Below are 16,676 nucleotides of genomic sequence, written 5' to 3' on the forward strand. Positions count from 1 at the left end.
GCGTCCGAAGCCGAACGATCGAACAAGATCCTCAGATAACGCCGAGCGCGACCATGGCGTCGGCGACGCGCGTGTATCCGGCAAGGTTGGCACCCGTCACGTAGTTTCCGGGGTCGCCGTAGTGCTCGGCGGTTTCGACGCACGTGGTGTGGATCGACCGCATGATCGACTGCAGGCGAGTCTCGGTCTGCGCGAACGACCACGAATCCCGGCTGGCGTTCTGTTGCATCTCCAGCGCGCTGGTCGCCACCCCGCCGGCGTTGGATGCCTTGCCCGGCGCGTAGAGCACCTCCGCGTCCTGGAAGTACTTCACCGCCTCGGGAGTGCACGGCATGTTGGCGCCCTCGGCGACGAGCTGCACACCGTTGTCGATGAGCCTGCGGGCATCCTTGCCGTCGAGCTCGTTCTGAGTGGCGCACGGCAAGGCGACCTGGCAGGGCACCTCCCAGATGCTTCCGTCGGTGACCTGACGCGCTCCGCCGCCGTGTTCTGCGACGTACTCCGACAGGCGACCGCGGCGAATCTCCTTGATCTCCTTGAGGAGTTCGAGATTCAGCCCACGTTCGTCGACGAGATAGCCGTCGCTGTCCGAGCAGGCGATGACCTTCGCGCCCAGCTGCTGAGCCTTCTCCACGGCGTAGATGGCGACGTTGCCTGCGCCCGACACCACCACCGTTTTCCCGTCCAGCGATTGAGCGCGCATCGCGAGCATCTCCTGGGCGAAGAGCACGACGCCGTAGCCGGTGGCTTCGGTACGCACCTGGGATCCACCCCAGGGCAGCCCCTTCCCCGTCAACACACCGGATTCATAGCGATTGGTGATGCGCTTGTACTGCCCGAAGAGATATCCGATCTCGCGCTGTCCTACGCCGATGTCGCCGGCAGGCACATCGGTGTATTCGCCGATGTGCCGGTAGAGCTCGGTCATGAAGGACTGACAGAAGCGCATGATCTCCGCGTCCGAGCGGCCCTTGGGATCGAAGTCCGATCCGCCCTTGCCGCCACCGATCGGGAGCCCGGTGAGGGCGTTCTTGAACATCTGCTCGAAGCCCAGGAACTTCACGATCGACAAGTTCACGCTCGGATGGAAGCGCAGACCACCCTTGTACGGGCCCAACGCGGAGTTGAACTCCACCCGGTAGCCGCGGTTGATCTCGACGGCACCGTCATCCCTGATCCACGGGACGCGAAAGATGATCTGCCGCTCGGGCTCACAGATCCGTTCCAGGATCGACCAGCGGTCGTAGTCCGGCGTCTTGCCCACCAGCGGAGTCAAACTGGCCATCACCTCGAAGACGGCCTGCTGAAATTCCGCCTCTCCTGGGTTACGTGCGAGAACGGTCTCGAAACGTGGCTGGAAGACGGGGTGCAAAGCCTCTGGCATACCTAATAGGGTGCACCACAGCACATTTGGCTAACAACGCGGCATAAGACCCAGTGGTCAGGCAGCAGGTGCGGGCGCCGTGGCCAGCGCGTTGCCCTTGATGGTGTAGAAGAACGTGCCCTCTTCGGTCTCGGTCCGGATCAGGCCCGGTCCGGCGCTCTCAGGATGCCCGTCGACCACACCGACGCGCGACAACTTGGGGTTGGTGCCCACCGCGTGCCAGATGGCCCATTTCCCGTCCTTCACACGCGCATCGACCTGAACCAGCAGATCGTCGCGTCCGTCCTGATCGATATCGAGCAACTCGACCTTGGCGTTGCCGAGCCAGCCCTTGAACGGCTCGGAGATCGTCTGCACAACCTTGCCGTCGCCGGTGCGCACCGTCACGGTGGTGGTCGCTCCTTCGGGCTGGGGCGTGCTGCTCTTCTCGAAGCGCAAGCCGAACTGATCACTGGACTGCAGCACCTCGGAGTCGGCACTGGCCACACCCGGAAGTGCCACTAGAGCCAACGCTGCAAGCGCTGCCACTCCGGTTGCGCGCAACCGCGCCTTGGTAATTTCTCGTCGACCCTGCGAGACCTGCATCGGTGTGTGTCCATTCGTCATAATTTGCTCAGACATGATTTCTTCAACATCTCTCGCCACCCAACCCTCCAGATCAGCGAGTGTGTCGAGCCACTGCCGGACTATCAGCAATGCGGCATCACCAAGGTATACCAGCGCCACACCTACCGCTAACTCAGCCAACTATTACGCGATGCACAACACACTGCACAATCAACTCCCACACCTACCGCGCCTCTAGCAAAGTGTCTAATCATGCTGGCGAGAATCGCAATGGCCGCGCGCACGGGGCTGCAGAAGCCCCCCGGCACAGCATTGATGGTTGCTGATCACGGACTGTCAGCGTCACTCCGGAGTCACCCGGGCAGGGGGCGCACACCCTGCCGGCCCGACTCATGGGCGGGCGTGCTCAGCGATGAGGCGCGTGAATTCCGGCTGCAGCCGTTGCGATTCGCCGACGGTGATGTGCCCACCGTCGCGCGCCACCCATCGGGATCCGATATTCGTGCGGCATACGCCATCGGGACAGATCACCGGACTCAGGTCGACCGTGGACACGCCGCGGAGGCGGCCAGCGGCGCGCTGTTCGGCCTCGGCGACCGGTTGTTGGTGCCGCCTAATTTCCGCCAATGCCGCGGAGCGACCGCATCGGGACGGCGACATCCAGACCCGATAACCCGGGCATTTGTACAGGTCCCAGTTCACGAAGTGCGGCAGGGTGTGCACGACGACAACCGGAACTCCCGCGGCCGCCAACTTCTGGAGCACCGCACCCATCCCCTGTTCCCACACGCGAGCCTTGCCGGCGTCGTCGCCAACCCAGGACTCGCTCTGCGGCAGGCGGAACCTGACGTGTTGATCGGCCAAGAAATAGTCGCTCGATGCCGAGGCGATCACCACCAAACCTGGCCGGATATCGGCAAGAGCACGCGTCCAGCGCTGCACGAAGTCAAGGCAGCCGGGCGGCGAGGGCTCGAGCACCAGCTCGACGAACGGGCAGGCGGCATTGGTCGCGAGGATCATCGTCCGGTTTTGCTGTGCGGCCGCCGGGACAAGCGCCTCGGCGAACTGTCCGGCATTGGAATCGCCGAGCAGAACGACTGACCGCGCGTCGACTTCTGCGCCTTCGGGCCACAGGCAGTCCCGGCGGGTCTTGTCGTCGTCGGGCATGTTGCCGATGCACCCTCGATCCACATCCAGGTGGGCCACTCGTTGTGCGCGCGCGTCACGGATCTCCGGCGTGGCTATCTGCGCGGCACCAAAGGTCACCGCGGAAACGAGCACCGCCAGGCCGACGGACGTCTTCGCGAGCCGCGGCGCGCGAAGATCGGCGAGCACGCGCCCGGTGCGAATGGGATCCTCGACGTAGCGTTTCGACAGCCAGGCCGGGAGCAGCGACAGCACGCCCGCGCAGGGCAGCACCCACCGATACCGGGCGTCGACCGTGTTGTTGACGAAGACGATCACCGGCCAATGCCACAGATACCAGCTGTAGGACAGATCGCCGATCCACTGCATCGGCGCCGACGACAACGCCCGGCCGACCGGCTGCTGCGAGGACGTCGTCCCCGCGACGATCAGCAGCCCGGACCCCAGCACAGGAATCAGCGCATTGAATCCCGGGAAGGGGTCGGCAGCGGAGATCGCGAACGCACCCCAGACGACACCGGCAGCGCCGAGGACCGCCAGTGGCAGCGCCGTGCGCGCACCCCATCGGCGTATCCGGTTCTCACCCAGCGCGATCAGCGCACCGACCCCGAATTCCCATGCGCGCGTGGGCGAGCTGTAGAACGAGAAGGCCGCGTTGTGCGCGTGAAATGGGAAACCGGTGCTCGCCGTCAGGTAGATCGCGAGCAGGAACGACACGAGCGACAGCACCAGAAGCAGCACGAAGGTGACAGCCGGGCGACTGGCCCGCCGACGCGCCGCCACACAGGCGGCCAGCACCATCACACCCGGAAAGATCAGATAGAACTGCTCTTCCACCGCAAGCGACCAGGTGTGCAGAAAAGGATTCATGGCTGCCGGGGCTGCGAAGTATCCAGAGGGCTCCAGGAACAGCACCGCGTTCGAGATGAACAAGGCCGCCGCGGCCGCTGTCCGGGCCGCCACCTGCATGGATCCCAGGGGGCTTTGAATGACCGCCGTCATCGGGAGCACTACCACGATCAGCAGGGCAAGTGCGGGCAGCAGCCGGCGGACTCTGCGCGCGTAGAAGCGGCGCAAGTCGATGCTCCCGGCTCGCTCGGTCTCGCGCAGCAGCAGTCGGGTGATCACGAATCCGGAGATGACGAAAAAGACGTCGACGCCCACGAATCCACCGGGGACAGGCAAGCCGCTGTGATACGCGACGACCAGGAGAACGGCGACCGCTCGCAAACCTTGAATATCCCGACGGCGGTCAACCACCGGCCGAGTCTAGATTACGAGCGTTTCCAGATTGATCGTGACCAGCGGCTAGCGCCAGTACCCGCACTGATGGGTTCCGGCGAAGCCTTCCGCCGGTTTCGGCATCGGTGGCGCCAGACGCTGAAACACCCCTCCGGGTGCATATTTGGGCCACTCGGGCTGGCCTTCGACGTTGGGATCCCCGGTCTTCACGAACTGCGCCCAGTACGCGATCATCTGCGCGGACAACGCTGCCGATTCCTGGTTCAGCGGCTTGGACATATCGAACAGGTATCCCAACTCGGAGCCGTGCGAGGCCCCGAGTGGCAATGGCGCGCCTTGATACTGCTGTTCCACCGGTGCCGCGGGATCGGCGAATTCGTACGCGTACACCGCCGACCTACGGGCTAACGCTTCGGCCATGCCCAGGGTCGGGCACGCGTAGCTGTTGTCGGTGTCGATGGCCGCGAGTGCGGCGAGCACGTTCCCGCCGAACGCCGGTAGCGGGTATCGCCGCCCAAGTTCGGCGGCCCGCTCCCCGTACTTGCTCTCGAGCACGCTCCGATAGTCCTCGGCGGTGCCAGGCGCGGGCTTGCCCTGATACTGCTGGGCCTCAAATACCGTGGCCTCGTTGGCATTACTGCCGATGAGCACGGGCACGGCGGACGAAAAGCCACTGGTGAACGCATCCAACGGCGGCATCGGCAGCTCGGGTGTGCCCGTCACCGGGCTTACCGGCAGGCCGATGCCGGAGAATTGCGGAGAATCCCGCAGTGCGTCAACCGGTAACGCGCGCAAGCAGGCGGCGTTGCCGCTTCCGGCGAGGCAACCTACATCGGCGGCGTAGGCCGCACTGTCGCGCGCGGCCGAGGAGACGGCGGCCTGCGCCTGGCAGGGAGCGCTCTCCAGGATGGCGGAGCGGAACAGTCCAGCGGCCTTGGGCGCCGTCATCAGATCGCATACCGAAACCCCACCGGCCGATTGGCCACCGATGGTGACCCGCTCGGGATCGCCACCGAAATCGGCGATGTTGTCGCGCACCCAGCGCAGCGCCGCCTCCTGATCCAGCAATCCGTAGTTGCCGATCACATCGGACAGGCCCAAGGAGGCCAGGAACCCCAAGGTCCCCAGCCGATAGTTGATGGTGACGACGGCAATTCCGCCCTGCTCGGCCAGCTTTCGCGCGTCGTAGCCCGAACCGTTCCCCGCGATGAAGGCACCGCCGTGGATCCACACCAACACCGGTACCTTCCCCTGGGTGTGGCGGGGCACGGTCACGTTGAGAACCAGGCAGTCCTCCGTCTGCGTCAGATCGCTTTCGTGTCCGGGCTGCGGGCATTCGACTCCGGGGCCCGTCGCGTCGCGGGTATCCGTCCACGGCGACACGGGCGCGGGCTCGGTGAATCGTCGCGGTCCGACCGGCGGCGCCGCGTAGGGAATGCCGGTGAAAACCCGTACCTGGTCGTCGATATGGCCGCGCACTGCGCCCGCACGGGTGTTGACGATCGTCGGATCCGCGGCCTTGGTGGTGCTGCACGACACCACGGCCGCCAGAAGCACCAGCACAGCCAATAGCAACCGCGTCATGTCACGCTTCTGGGGCACGGGCGCAAGCGTAATGGCCGTGGGCTACCGTCAGGCCCCAACGCGGTACAGAGACGACAACAGGCCGGGACTCGACGAGTCCCGGCCTGTTGTTCAGTGTCTTACCAGCTGCTCTTGTGGATGCCTGGCAGCTCGCCCGCGTGCGCCATCTCCCGCAGGCAGATTCGGCACAGGCCGAACTTGCGGAACACAGCGTGCGGACGGCCACACCGGTTGCACCGGGTGTACGCGCGCACGGCGAACTTGGGCTTCTTGGCGGCCTTGTTAACCAGAGCCTTCTTTGCCATATCAGTTCTCCTTGAAGGGGAAGCCGAGCTGGCGCAGCAGGGCCCGTCCCTCGTCGTCGTTGGTCGCCGAGGTGACGACGGTGATGTCCATGCCACGCGGGCGGTCGATGGAGTCCACGTCGATCTCGTGGAACATCGACTGCTCGGTGAGACCGAAGGTGTAGTTGCCCTTGCCGTCGAACTGCTTGGGCGACAGACCGCGGAAGTCGCGGATACGCGGCAGTGCGATGGACACGAGGCGGTCCAGGAACTCCCACATGCGGTCGCCGCGCAGCGTGACGCGAGCACCGATCGGCATGCCTTCACGCAACTTGAACTGCGCGATCGACTTGCGGGCCTTGCGGATCTCCGGCTTCTGGCCGGTGATCGCGGCCAGATCGGTGACGGCGCCGTTGATGAGCTTGGCGTCGCGCGCTGCGTCGCCGACACCCATGTTGACGACAACCTTCACGACGCCCGGGATCTGCATCACGTTGGCGTACTTGAACTCGTCGTTCAGCGCGGTCTTGATCTCCTCGCGGTAGCGAGTCTTCAGACGGGGCTGAGCGTTTTCAGTAGTGGTCATCAGATGTCCTTCCCGTTGCGGCGGGAGATTCGGACCTTCTTGCCGGTCTCTTCGTCGACGCGGTAGCCGATGCGGGTCGGCTTGCCGTCGGAGTCGATCACCATCACGTTCGAGACGTGGATGGGGGCCTCCTGCGTCACGATGCCGCCGGAGGATGCGCCGCGCTCATTGGCCGACTGGGGGGTGTGCTTCTTGATCCGGTTGACGCCCTCGACGAGGACACGGCTGCGCTCGGGGTAGGCCGCGATGACCTTGCCCTTGGCGCCCTTGTCCTTACCGGCGATGACGAGAACGGTGTCGCCCTTGTGCACCTTCATTTACAGCACCTCCGGGGCGAGCGAAACGATCTTCATGAACTTCTTGTCGCGAAGCTCGCGACCGACGGGCCCGAAGATGCGGGTACCACGCGGGTCGTTGTCGGCCTTGATGATGACGGCGGCGTTCTCGTCGAACTTGATGTAGCTGCCATCCGGGCGGCGACGCTCTTTGACGGTGCGGACTACGACGGCCTTGACGACGTCACCACGCTTGACGGTGCCTCCGGGGATGGCGTCCTTGACGGTCGCCACAATGATGTCCCCGATCCCGGCATAGCGTCGCGACGAGCCACCGAGCACGCGGATGCACAAGATCTCCTTGGCACCGGTGTTGTCGGCGACCTTCAGCCGTGACTCCTGCTGAATCACTGGTCTCTCCTACGTGACCTGGAAGTGGATGTGCGGCGGATTCCGACCCGACGCACGCGGTCATGTTGTCTGCAGGGCACGCGTCATCCCCGGGTTTTCACCTGGTGGGAATGCCTACCTGCCCCGGGGCGCCAAACACCCACAAGACAACCGCCCTAGTGTAGGTGAACCCGCAGGTGAAACCCAAATCGCACCTCCGGGCGGCCCCCTCCCCGCCGACACGCCGCCTCGGGGCGGTTTCGTATCGCACATGTCCGCCACGAACGGGCGTGTCGACGAGGGTTATCGGTTGAACGCCGAGCCCTGTTCGCGGTCCAGGTAGGTGTCCGACTTGTTCTTCAGGAAGAACAGGTACACCACCAGCGAGATCCCGATGCACACCGTGACGTACGCGATGAACAGCGGCACCTGACCGTGCTCCTTGAGGGCCTGGTAGATCAGCGGCGCGGTCCCACCGAACACCGAGTTCGCCAGTGCGTAGCCCACGCCGACGCCGAGTGCGCGCACATGCGACGGGAACAGCTCGGACTTCACCAGCGCGTTGATCGAGGTGTATCCGGTCAAGATTACGTAGGCACCCGCCACCAAGAGAAACGACGCGATCGGCGAATGCGTCTGGGGCAGATAGGTGATGAGGAAGTACGTGTAGACCAGTCCCCCGAAGCCGAACCACAGCAGCAGCGGCTTGCGACCCACCTTGTCACTGATGATCCCGCCGATGGGCTGCAGCAGCATCAGGAAGACGAGCCCCGCCAAGTTGATCCAGGTGGCCGTCATCGCCTGGTCCTTATAGGCGGACTTCACCATCGCCGGTGCGTTGACGCTGTAGGTGTAGAACGCCAGGGTGCCGCCCATCGTGATGAGGAAGCACAGCAGCAGCGGTTTCCAGTATCGGGTGAGCAGCTCGCGCATCGATCCGGAGCTGGTGTCGTCGCCCGCCCTGATGGCCGCCAGCTGCTCATCGCTGAGCGATTCATCCATAGTGCGCCGCAGCCAGTACACGACGATCGCGGCCACACCGCCGATGGCAAAGGCTATGCGCCAGCCGAATTGGTGCACCTGCTCGGTGTCGAAGATCGTGAGGATGATCAGCAGCGTGAACTGGGCGAGCACATGGCCGCCCACCAGGGTCACGTACTGGAACGAGGAGAAGAATCCGCGGCGCTCACGCGTGGCGGCCTCGGACATGTAGGTGGCCGAGGTGCCATACTCTCCGCCCGTCGCGAAGCCCTGCACGAGCCGGCACAGGATCAGCACGATCGGAGCGGCCATCCCGATGCTGGAGCGCGAGGGCACCAGGGCGATCACCATCGAGCAGGCCGCCATCAGCGAGACGCTGAGGGTCAGCGCGGCGCGGCGACCGTTCCGGTCGGCGAACCGCCCGAAGAACCACGATCCGAGCGGCCGGGTGATGAAGGTGACCGCGAAGATCGCGTACACATAGACCGTCGAATTCTGGTCGGCCTGATCGAAGAATTGCTTCTCGAAGTACATCGCGAAGACGGTGTAGACGTAGACGTCGTACCACTCGACAAGGTTGCCGGACGAGCCTCGGATGGTGTTCCAGATGGCGCGACGAGTCTCGGCCCGACCCGAGGGAGTTGCGGTGCCAGCAGCAGAAACGGCCATGCAGGCTTACTGATCGCCCGCGACCGGGCCCGGCAGCGGCCCGTGCCTGGCCGGGTCGGGGGCGGGAACGGTACTCGTCGAGGCCACCGCGGCCGGAGCGTCGGCGGCCGGCGCACCGCCGGGCATCATCCACGCGGGCGCCTTTCGGGACGTCGAAGCCGCTACCGGCTTAGGCGTGGACGAGGACGGTGCGGCCGTCGAGGTGGGTGCCGGGGTGGTGGCGGGAGGCGTTGTCGTCCCGCTCAACGGATTGGCACTCTTGGATGTCGAGGCCGGGGCACCCGAGGCGCTGGTGGACGTGCTCGACGCGGCCGCGGCGCTGCTGCTCGCGGCAACCGCGGTCAGTCGGTTGACGACGAAGTCGGCGGCCCGATCGGCCGACCCGTCCGATTTGTACTGCATGTGGGGGCCCAGACCACCACCGTTCGGATCGCAGATGCCGTCACCGGGATTGCAGATATCGATGATCCTGCTGCGCAGGTCGTCCCTGATCGCCAGGTCGAGATTCATCCCGGCGACCTGCCAATTCTTCGGGTTTCCGATCAAAACGATTGCCGCGACACGCTTTTCGAGATCGGCCGGTAGCGGGTTGTTGAAGGTGAGCCCCGTCCCGTTCTTGCCGAACAGGACATCTACGACGGCAGCGCCCTGAGAGAACCCACCGAGCACGAACTGGGTGTTCGGGCAGTTTCGCGCCACCTCTTGCACGTGGTAGCTCATGTCGTTGGCACCGTCACCGGCGCGGACCCAGTCGAAGCTGGCCGGATAGTTGACCGCGTAAACGTCCACGGCCTTGCCCGCGAGCCGGCCGGTGAGCTCGTCGGTGAACACCTGGCCCACATCTCCCAGGCCCGGCGAGTCGTTGGTGCCGCGCGCGAAGGACACATCCACATCCGGACAGCCCGCCGCCCGGGCCACTGCCGAGTTCTCCGTTTGGGTGGCGAGCACTGCGGCGGTCGCCGCCGCGACCGCGAAAATCGAAACCCCGACCGATCCACGCTTGACGTATCGGTTCATTCATCCAGCGTAGACAGGTGGGCGTCCACATTCACAGTCTTGAGGCGATCCGAAACGACTCTTACCGGGCCCTTACTCCTACCTAATGCGCGCCCGCTCAGCGGACACCGCCGTCGCCCGAAACTGAAACACGTTCTACTCTTGTCTGGTGGACGTGACATACGAGGGCACCAAGAAGGAACTGGCCACCGACGAGGGTGTGCTGCGCTACCACGAAGCGGGCACAGCCGGCGAGGGCGAGCCGCTGATCCTGCTGCACGGCTCCGGCCCCGGCGTGACGGGATGGCGGAACTACCGCGGGAACCTCGGGGTTTTCGCCGAGCACTTCCACACCTACGTCTTGGAATTCCCTGGCTTCGGGGTCAGTGACGCGGTCCAGGGGCACCCCGTGCTGACCGCGGGCGCCTCGGTGATCCGCTTCATGGACGGACTGGGTATCGAGTCCGCGGCCATCGTCGGGAACTCGATGGGCGGTGTCGTCGGCATCAACCTGGCGATCAAGCACCCCGACCGCATCACCAAGCTCGTCACCATCGGCGGCGTCGGCCCCAACATCTTCAGCCCGAGCCCCAGCGAGGGCCTGCGCCTGCTGCAGGAGTTCACCGACGCACCCGATCGCGACAAGCTGATCCGCTGGCTCAACTCCATGGTGTGGGATCCCGCCGTCGTCACCGACGAACTCATCGAGGAACGTTGGGAAGCCGCGATCAATCCGGATGCGCACAAGACCGCACAGCTCATGTACGGCTCCAAAGCCTTTGCGATGCAACAACAGTTCCTCGCCAACGCCGACATCGCGCCGTACTGGGCGATGATGCACAAGATCAAGTGTCCGACGCTGCTCACCTGGGGTCGCGATGATCGGGTCAGCCCGCCGGACATGGCCATCGTGCCGATGCGACTCATCCCCAACGCCGAGCTGCACATCTTCCCGAACAGCGGCCACTGGGTGATGATCGAGGCCAAGGCGGCCTTCGAGCAGACGGTCGTGGACTTCCTGCGGCGCTAGTCGCCGAACGCATACCGCACGCAGCTCGATCGCCGGGATCGCCTGCGTGCGGTATGCACTCGGCGCAAGCCCACCCAACGCAAAAGCGCGCCGCCCCTTTCGGGAACGGCGCGCTTCATGCGTATCTGACTACTTGGCCTTCTCGAGAACCTCGACCAGGCGCCACCGCTTGGTGGCCGAGGTCGGGCGGGTCTCCATCAGCGAAACGCGGTCGCCGACACCGGCGTCACCGTTCTCGTCGTGGGCCTTGACCTTCGACGTGGTGCGAATGATCTTGCCGTACAGCGAGTGCCGGTTGCGGGACTCGAGCTCGACCACGATGGTCTTCTGCATCTTGTCCGACACGACGTAGCCGATGGCGGTCTTACGACGGCCGCGCGGCTGCTCGGTGGCCGGGGTGTGCCGCGGTCCAGGCACAGTGCCGGTGTCCTTCTTTTTCTCGCTCACTTGCTGTCCTCGCTATCGGGTCCTGCGGCCAATCCGAGCTCGCGCTCACGCATCACCGTGTAGATGCGCGCGATCTCCTGGCGCACCGCACGCAGCCGACGGTTGTTGGCGAGCTGACCGGTGGCCATCTGGAAGCGCAGGTTGAACAGCTCTTCCTTGGACTCACGCAGCTTGGTGACCAGCTCTTCCTCGGTGCTTTCCCGCAGTTCGCCAGCGGAAATTCCCACTGCCATCAGAACTGCTCCTCTCGTGTGATGATGCGCGCCTTGATCGGCAGCTTGTGGATCGCGCGCGTCAGGGCCTGACGGGCGGTCTCCTCGTTCGGGTAGCTCAACTCGAACAGCACACGACCGGGCTTGACGTTCGCAACCCACCACTCGGGCGAACCCTTACCGGAACCCATACGGGTTTCGGCGGGCTTCTTGGTCAACGGGCGGTCCGGGAAGATGTTGATCCACACCTTGCCGCCACGCTTGATGTGCCGGTTGATGGCGATACGAGCGGACTCGATCTGTCGGTTCGTGATGTATGCGTGGCCCAGCGCCTGAATGCCGTAGTCACCGAAAGCGACGGTGGTACCGCCCGAGGCGGTGCCCTTCTTCTTCGGGTGATGCTGCTTGCGGTGCTTGACCTTACGGGGAATCAGCATGTTCAGCTCTCCGTGGTTTCTGCGGACGGTGCGCTCGCACCGTCCGAGGCAGGGGTCTCTGCGGCGGCACGGCCGGCCTCGGTGCTCGTCGCGGTGGTACCCGAGGCGCCGCTACGACGCGGACGGGCACCGGCCGGACGCTCACGGCGCGGACGGTCGGGAGCGCCGCGGCCAGCCTCAACTCCGGCGGCGGCGAGCTCGCGCTTGCCACCGACGATGTCGCCCTTGTAGATCCAGACCTTCACGCCGATCCGGCCGAAGGTGGTCTTGGCCTCGTACAGGCCGTAGTCGATATCGGCGCGCAGCGTGTGCAGCGGCACCCGACCTTCGCGGTAGAACTCCGAGCGGCTCATCTCAGCACCGCCGAGGCGGCCCGAGCACTGCACCCGGATGCCCTTGACGTTCGGCTGACGCATGGCCGACTGGATGGCCTTGCGCATCGCGCGACGGAACGCCACACGATTCGAGAGCTGCTCGGCGACGCCCTGGGCAACCAGCTGCGCCTCGGCCTCGGGGTTCTTCACCTCGAGGATGTTCAGCTGAACCTGCTTGCCGGTCAGCTTCTCCAGGTCGGCGCGGATGCGGTCGGCCTCGGTGCCACGACGGCCGATGACGATGCCGGGACGCGCGGTGTGGATATCGACGCGAACCCGGTCACGGGTACGCTCGATCTCCACCTTGGCGATACCGGCACGCTCCAGGCCAGTGGCCAGCAGGCGGCGGATCGCCACGTCTTCCTTGACATAGTCCGCGTACTGCTTGTCGGCGTACCAGCGGGACTTCCAGTCGGTGGTGATACCGAGCCGGAAACCGTGCGGATTGATCTTCTGGCCCACTAGCGCGAGCCTCCCTTCGCCTCAGCGGTGGTCTTGTTGGCGGCAGCCTTCGAGCCCTCGGCCCGACGGGCGCGAGAAGCGGCAGCCGACTTGCCGGCCTTGCCGTCCTGCTTCGGACGGCTCTCCACCACCACGGTGATGTGGCTGGTGCGCTTGCGGATCCGGAACGCACGACCCTGCGCGCGGGGACGGATGCGCTTGGCGGTCGGGCCCTCGTCGGCGAAGATCTCCGAGACCACCAGGGTGGAGGGATCCAGGCCGTCGTTGTTCTGCGCGTTGGCTGCAGCGCTGGCGATGACCTTCGACACCGGCTCGCTGGCGGCCTGCGGGGCCCAGCGGAGGATGTCGATGGCGTCGGTCACCGACTTGCCGCGCACCAGGTCGATGACCCGGCGTGCCTTGGTCGGCGAGACCCGCACGAACCGTGCAACGGCCTTGGCCGATGGGTATTCAGTCGTTGTAGTCATTAGCGCCGCTTGCTCTTTCGGTCGTCCTTGATGTGACCCTTGAAGGTCCGCGTCGGGGCGAACTCACCCAGCTTGTGACCGACCATCGCCTCGGTGACGAAGACGGGAACATGCTTGCGTCCGTCGTGCACCGCGAAGGTGTGGCCGATGAAGTCGGGGATGATGGTCGACCGACGCGACCAGGTCTTGATGACCTGCTTGGTGTTCTTCTCGTTCTGAACGTCGACCTTCTTGAGCAGATGGTCGTCGATGAACGGGCCCTTCTTGAGGCTGCGTGGCATCGCTTACTCCTAGCGCTTCTTGCCGGTGCGCCGGCGACGGACGATGAGCTTGTCGCTCGCCTTGTTCGGCTTGCGGGTGCGGCCTTCCGGCTTGCCCCAAGGGCTCACCGGGTGACGACCACCGGAGGTCTTACCTTCACCACCACCGTGCGGGTGGTCGACCGGGTTCATCACGACACCACGGACGGTGGGGCGCTTGCCCTTCCACCGCATACGGCCGGCTTTACCCCAGTTGATGTTGGCCTGCTCGGCGTTACCGACCTCGCCGACGGTGGCGCGGCAGCGCACGTCGACACGGCGGATCTCACCGCTGGGCATACGCAGGGAGGCGTAGGCGCCTTCCTTGCCCAGCAGCTGGATGCCGGAACCGGCCGAGCGGGCCAACTTGGCTCCACCACCGGGGCGCAGCTCGACGGCGTGCACAGTGGTACCCGTCGGGATGTTGCGCAGCGGCAGGTTGTTGCCCGGCTTGATGTCGGCGTTGGCGCCCGACTCCACCACGTCACCCTGCGACAGCCCGACCGGCGCGATGATGTAACGCTTCTCGCCGTCCAGGAAGTGCAGCAGCGCGATGCGTGCGGTGCGGTTGGGGTCGTACTCGATGTGCGCGACCTTGGCGTTGACGCCGTCCTTGTCGTGGCGACGGAAATCAATCAGCCGGTAGGCACGCTTGTGGCCGCCACCCTTGTGACGAGTAGTGATGCGGCCGTGGGCGTTACGGCCACCGGTGCCGTGCAGCGGGCGAATCAGCGACTTCTCGGGAGTCGAGCGAGTGATCTCCGAGAAATCGGCGACGCTCGAGCCGCGGCGACCGGGGGTCGTCGGCTTGTACTTGCGAATAGCCATGTCTTCTCTAGTCCTCTACTCCCCGACTACGCGGGGGCTCCAAACAGGTCGATCGGCTTGCTGCCCGGTGCCAGGGTGACGATGGCGCGCTTGGTGCTCTTGCGCTGTCCGAAACCGGTGCGGGTGCGCTTGCGCTTGCCCTGCCGGTTCGCGGTGTTCACCGAGGAGACCTTGACGCTGAAGATCTGCTCGATGGCGATCTTGATCTGCGTCTTGTTCGAGTCCGGGTGGACGACGAAGGTGTACACGTTGTCTTCGATCAACGAGTACGACTTCTCCGAGATCACCGGGGCCAGGATGATGTCGCGGGGGTCAGCGATGGTTGCCATCAGGCCGACACCTCCTCTTTCTTCTTGGCGTTGATGAAGCCGTTGAGTGCCTCGACGCTGAACACCACGTCATCGGCCTTCAACACGTCATAGGTGTTGAGCTGGTCGTAGGCCAGCACATGCACGTTCGGCAGGTTCCGGACGCTCTTGACCGAAGCCAGGTCGTCGCGGCCCAGCACCACCAGCAGCTGCTTGCGGTCGGTGATCTCGGCCAGGAACGACTTGGCGCTCTTGGTCGAGGGCTCCTGCCCGGCAACCAGTTCGGTGATGGCGTGGATCCGGCCATTGCGGGCCCGGTCCGACAGCGCACCGCGCAGAGCGGCGGCGATCATCTTCTTGGGTGTCCGCTGGCTGTAGTCACGCGGCTGCGGGCCGTGGACGATGCCACCACCGGTGAACTGCGGGGCGCGGGTCGAACCCTGACGGGCACGGCCGGTTCCCTTCTGCCGGTACGGCTTCTTGCCACCACCGGACACCAGACCACGCGTCTTGGTGGAGTGGGTGCCCTGACGGCCTGCGGCCAGCTGAGCGGTCACCACCTGGTGCAGCAGCGCGATATTGGCTGGGGCGTCGAACAATTCGGCCGGCAGCTCGATGGAGCCGTCCGTCTTGCCGCCCGGAGCCTTGACTGCGATCTTCAAAAAATCCTCAGACACTACTTCTCACCTCGCTTGACAGCGGTGCGGACCACAACCAGGCCACCCTTGCGTCCGGGGATGGCACCCTTGATCAGCAGTACGCCGTTCTCGGCATCAACCTTGTGCACCACCAGGTTCTGAGTGGTGACGCGATCGCTACCCATACGTCCGGACATCCGGGTGCCCTTGAAGACACGACCCGGGGTGGCGCAACCACCGATCGAACCGGGACGACGGTGCACGGCCTGCGCACCGTGGCTGGCGCCCTGGCCGCGGAAGCCGTGACGCTTCATGGTTCCGGCGAAGCCCTTGCCCTTGGAGGTCCCGGTGACGTCGACATAGGCGCCGTCACTGAAGATCTCGGCGGTCAGCTCCTGGCCGACCTCGTATTCGGCGGCAGCGGTTTCGTCGTCCAGACGCAGCTCGGCCAGGTGGCGACGCGGGTTGATGCCCGCGGCGGCGAACTGACCGGTGACCGGCTTGGTCACCTTGCGGGGGCTGATCTCGCCGTACGCCAACTGAACGGCGCTGTAGCCGTCCTGCTCGGGGGTGCGGATGCGGGTCACCACATTGGGGCCGGCCTTGACGACGGTCACCGGGACAACCCGGTTGTTGTCGTCGAACACCTGCGTCATACCCAGCTTGGTGCCCAGAATTCCTTTTCTTGCCATGGTTTCTGGTTCTCCTACTGGATGTTCACGTCGACGCTGGCCGGCAGGTCGATGCGCATGAGCGCGTCAACCGTCTTCGGCGTCGGGTCGAGGATGTCGATGAGCCGCTTGTGGGTGCGCATCTCGAAGTGCTCGCGCGAATCCTTGTACTTGTGCGGCGACCGGATAACGCAGTACACGTTCTTCTCAGTCGGCAGCGGCACAGGTCCGACGACACTCGCGCCGGTACGGGTCACCGTCTCAACAATCTTGCGCGCCGAAGCGTCAATCGCCTCATGGTCGTAGGCCTTGAGCCTGATGCGGATCTTCTGTCCCGCCACGCTTCCTACCTCTACTGTCACTGGTCCGGAGCACGCCGAAGCGCGCAACCCGATACCG

The 16,676-nt window shown here is 65.0% G+C and carries 22 protein-coding genes; 1 reads left to right on the forward strand and 21 read right to left on the reverse strand.

What is annotated here, in order from left to right; all coding sequences use genetic code 11:
* Positions 1-31: 31 nt before the first annotated feature.
* The 10 genes from gdhA to MYCSP_RS17850 all read right to left on the reverse strand — a co-directional run bounded on the left by gdhA (position 32) and on the right by MYCSP_RS17850 (position 10,125).
* Complete coding sequence (gene gdhA, locus MYCSP_RS17805) at positions 32-1,384, reverse strand: NADP-specific glutamate dehydrogenase (protein WP_083013495.1); 1,353 nt, start codon at positions 1,382-1,384, stop codon at positions 32-34.
* Between the two features lie 57 nt (positions 1,385-1,441).
* Positions 1,442-1,969 carry a hypothetical protein gene (locus tag MYCSP_RS17810; protein ID WP_088415659.1) on the reverse strand — a complete coding sequence of 176 codons (528 nt, stop codon included), beginning with the start codon at positions 1,967-1,969 and terminating at the stop codon, positions 1,442-1,444.
* 372 nt (positions 1,970-2,341) lie between these two features.
* Positions 2,342-4,357, reverse strand: a complete 2,016-nt coding sequence (locus MYCSP_RS17815) for an acyltransferase family protein (RefSeq protein WP_083013494.1) — start codon at positions 4,355-4,357, stop codon at positions 2,342-2,344.
* A gap of 48 nt (positions 4,358-4,405) precedes the next feature.
* Positions 4,406-5,923: a carboxylesterase/lipase family protein gene (locus MYCSP_RS17820; RefSeq protein WP_083013493.1), complete on the reverse strand. Its 1,518-nt coding sequence runs from the start codon at positions 5,921-5,923 to the stop codon at positions 4,406-4,408.
* Positions 5,924-6,042: 119 nt separating this feature from the next.
* Entirely contained in the window at positions 6,043-6,228 is a 186-nt protein-coding gene (locus MYCSP_RS17825) for a type Z 30S ribosomal protein S14 (protein WP_005055692.1), read from the reverse strand.
* A gap of 1 nt (position 6,229) precedes the next feature.
* Positions 6,230-6,793, reverse strand: coding sequence for a 50S ribosomal protein L5 (rplE, locus tag MYCSP_RS17830; protein WP_030096706.1), 564 nt, complete (start codon positions 6,791-6,793; stop codon positions 6,230-6,232).
* A complete protein-coding gene (rplX, locus tag MYCSP_RS17835) occupies positions 6,793-7,110 on the reverse strand; it encodes a 50S ribosomal protein L24 (protein ID WP_070909394.1) in 318 nt (105 codons plus the stop codon). Before rplX ends, rplE begins: the two co-directional genes overlap by 1 nt.
* Positions 7,111-7,479, reverse strand: a complete 369-nt coding sequence (rplN, locus tag MYCSP_RS17840) for a 50S ribosomal protein L14 (RefSeq protein WP_005055680.1) — start codon at positions 7,477-7,479, stop codon at positions 7,111-7,113.
* 282 nt (positions 7,480-7,761) lie between these two features.
* Positions 7,762-9,108 carry an MFS transporter gene (locus tag MYCSP_RS17845; RefSeq protein ID WP_083013492.1) on the reverse strand — a complete coding sequence of 449 codons (1,347 nt, stop codon included), beginning with the start codon at positions 9,106-9,108 and terminating at the stop codon, positions 7,762-7,764.
* A 6-nt stretch (positions 9,109-9,114) separates the two neighbouring features.
* The gene (locus tag MYCSP_RS17850) at positions 9,115-10,125 is read right to left on the reverse strand and encodes a cutinase family protein (protein ID WP_088414558.1); all 1,011 of its coding nucleotides are present in this window, start codon (positions 10,123-10,125) and stop codon (positions 9,115-9,117) included.
* Positions 10,126-10,273: 148 nt separating this feature from the next.
* Between MYCSP_RS17850 and MYCSP_RS17855 the strand changes: the two genes are divergently transcribed.
* The gene (locus tag MYCSP_RS17855; protein WP_070909391.1) at positions 10,274-11,134 is read left to right on the forward strand and encodes an alpha/beta fold hydrolase; all 861 of its coding nucleotides are present in this window, start codon (positions 10,274-10,276) and stop codon (positions 11,132-11,134) included.
* 129 nt (positions 11,135-11,263) lie between these two features.
* Here the strand turns inward: MYCSP_RS17855 and rpsQ are convergent, their stop codons facing one another.
* The 11 genes from rpsQ to rpsJ are packed head-to-tail and all read right to left on the reverse strand — an operon-like array spanning position 11,264 to position 16,618.
* Complete coding sequence (rpsQ, locus tag MYCSP_RS17860) at positions 11,264-11,581, reverse strand: 30S ribosomal protein S17 (RefSeq protein WP_070909390.1); 318 nt, start codon at positions 11,579-11,581, stop codon at positions 11,264-11,266.
* Complete coding sequence (gene rpmC, locus MYCSP_RS17865) at positions 11,578-11,814, reverse strand: 50S ribosomal protein L29 (protein WP_043076453.1); 237 nt, start codon at positions 11,812-11,814, stop codon at positions 11,578-11,580. Before rpmC ends, rpsQ begins: the two co-directional genes overlap by 4 nt.
* Complete coding sequence (gene rplP, locus MYCSP_RS17870; RefSeq protein WP_005055656.1) at positions 11,814-12,230, reverse strand: 50S ribosomal protein L16; 417 nt, start codon at positions 12,228-12,230, stop codon at positions 11,814-11,816. Before rplP ends, rpmC begins: the two co-directional genes overlap by 1 nt.
* A gap of 2 nt (positions 12,231-12,232) precedes the next feature.
* A complete protein-coding gene (gene rpsC / locus MYCSP_RS17875) occupies positions 12,233-13,066 on the reverse strand; it encodes a 30S ribosomal protein S3 (RefSeq protein ID WP_070909389.1) in 834 nt (277 codons plus the stop codon).
* Positions 13,066-13,533 (reverse strand): 50S ribosomal protein L22, encoded by a 468-nt coding sequence (gene rplV, locus MYCSP_RS17880; protein ID WP_070909388.1) that lies wholly within the window; start codon positions 13,531-13,533, stop codon positions 13,066-13,068. The genes rpsC and rplV overlap by 1 nt, the downstream gene beginning before the upstream one ends.
* A complete protein-coding gene (gene rpsS / locus MYCSP_RS17885) occupies positions 13,533-13,814 on the reverse strand; it encodes a 30S ribosomal protein S19 (protein ID WP_030096696.1) in 282 nt (93 codons plus the stop codon). The genes rplV and rpsS overlap by 1 nt, the downstream gene beginning before the upstream one ends.
* A 9-nt stretch (positions 13,815-13,823) precedes the next feature.
* Entirely contained in the window at positions 13,824-14,660 is an 837-nt protein-coding gene (gene rplB, locus MYCSP_RS17890) for a 50S ribosomal protein L2 (protein WP_005055646.1), read from the reverse strand.
* A 26-nt stretch (positions 14,661-14,686) separates the two neighbouring features.
* Positions 14,687-14,989, reverse strand: coding sequence for a 50S ribosomal protein L23 (gene rplW / locus MYCSP_RS17895; RefSeq protein WP_070909387.1), 303 nt, complete (start codon positions 14,987-14,989; stop codon positions 14,687-14,689).
* Positions 14,989-15,630, reverse strand: a complete 642-nt coding sequence (rplD, locus tag MYCSP_RS17900; protein ID WP_070910025.1) for a 50S ribosomal protein L4 — start codon at positions 15,628-15,630, stop codon at positions 14,989-14,991. The genes rplW and rplD overlap by 1 nt, the downstream gene beginning before the upstream one ends.
* A 14-nt stretch (positions 15,631-15,644) precedes the next feature.
* Entirely contained in the window at positions 15,645-16,298 is a 654-nt protein-coding gene (rplC, locus tag MYCSP_RS17905; protein ID WP_070909386.1) for a 50S ribosomal protein L3, read from the reverse strand.
* A gap of 14 nt (positions 16,299-16,312) precedes the next feature.
* Positions 16,313-16,618, reverse strand: coding sequence for a 30S ribosomal protein S10 (gene rpsJ / locus MYCSP_RS17910; protein ID WP_003883485.1), 306 nt, complete (start codon positions 16,616-16,618; stop codon positions 16,313-16,315).
* Positions 16,619-16,676: the final 58 nt, after the last annotated feature.

The sequence above is a fragment of the Mycobacteroides saopaulense genome (genome assembly GCF_001456355.1).
GTDB lineage: Bacteria > Actinomycetota > Actinomycetes > Mycobacteriales > Mycobacteriaceae > Mycobacterium > Mycobacterium saopaulense.

Excerpts from the sequence above, each read along its gene's own strand:
- rplP (WP_005055656.1), bottom strand. The coding sequence starts at position 12,230 with ATGCTGATTCCCCGTAAGGTCAAGCACCGCAAGCAGCATCACCCGAAG.
- MYCSP_RS17820 (WP_083013493.1), bottom strand. The coding sequence starts at position 5,923 with ATGACGCGGTTGCTATTGGCTGTGCTGGTGCTTCTGGCGGCCGTGGTG.
- rpmC (WP_043076453.1), bottom strand. The coding sequence starts at position 11,814 with ATGGCAGTGGGAATTTCCGCTGGCGAACTGCGGGAAAGCACCGAGGAA.
- MYCSP_RS17850 (WP_088414558.1), bottom strand. The coding sequence starts at position 10,125 with ATGAACCGATACGTCAAGCGTGGATCGGTCGGGGTTTCGATTTTCGCG.
- MYCSP_RS17810 (WP_088415659.1), bottom strand. The coding sequence starts at position 1,969 with ATGCAGGTCTCGCAGGGTCGACGAGAAATTACCAAGGCGCGGTTGCGC.
- rplE (WP_030096706.1), bottom strand. The coding sequence starts at position 6,793 with ATGACCACTACTGAAAACGCTCAGCCCCGTCTGAAGACTCGCTACCGC.
- gdhA (WP_083013495.1), bottom strand. The coding sequence starts at position 1,384 with ATGCCAGAGGCTTTGCACCCCGTCTTCCAGCCACGTTTCGAGACCGTT.
- rplW (WP_070909387.1), bottom strand. The coding sequence starts at position 14,989 with ATGGCAACCATCGCTGACCCCCGCGACATCATCCTGGCCCCGGTGATC.
- rplB (WP_005055646.1), bottom strand. The coding sequence starts at position 14,660 with ATGGCTATTCGCAAGTACAAGCCGACGACCCCCGGTCGCCGCGGCTCG.
- rplC (WP_070909386.1), bottom strand. The coding sequence starts at position 16,298 with ATGGCAAGAAAAGGAATTCTGGGCACCAAGCTGGGTATGACGCAGGTG.
- rplX (WP_070909394.1), bottom strand. The coding sequence starts at position 7,110 with ATGAAGGTGCACAAGGGCGACACCGTTCTCGTCATCGCCGGTAAGGAC.
- rplV (WP_070909388.1), bottom strand. The coding sequence starts at position 13,533 with ATGACTACAACGACTGAATACCCATCGGCCAAGGCCGTTGCACGGTTC.
- MYCSP_RS17845 (WP_083013492.1), bottom strand. The coding sequence starts at position 9,108 with ATGGCCGTTTCTGCTGCTGGCACCGCAACTCCCTCGGGTCGGGCCGAG.
- rpsS (WP_030096696.1), bottom strand. The coding sequence starts at position 13,814 with ATGCCACGCAGCCTCAAGAAGGGCCCGTTCATCGACGACCATCTGCTC.
- MYCSP_RS17825 (WP_005055692.1), bottom strand. The coding sequence starts at position 6,228 with ATGGCAAAGAAGGCTCTGGTTAACAAGGCCGCCAAGAAGCCCAAGTTC.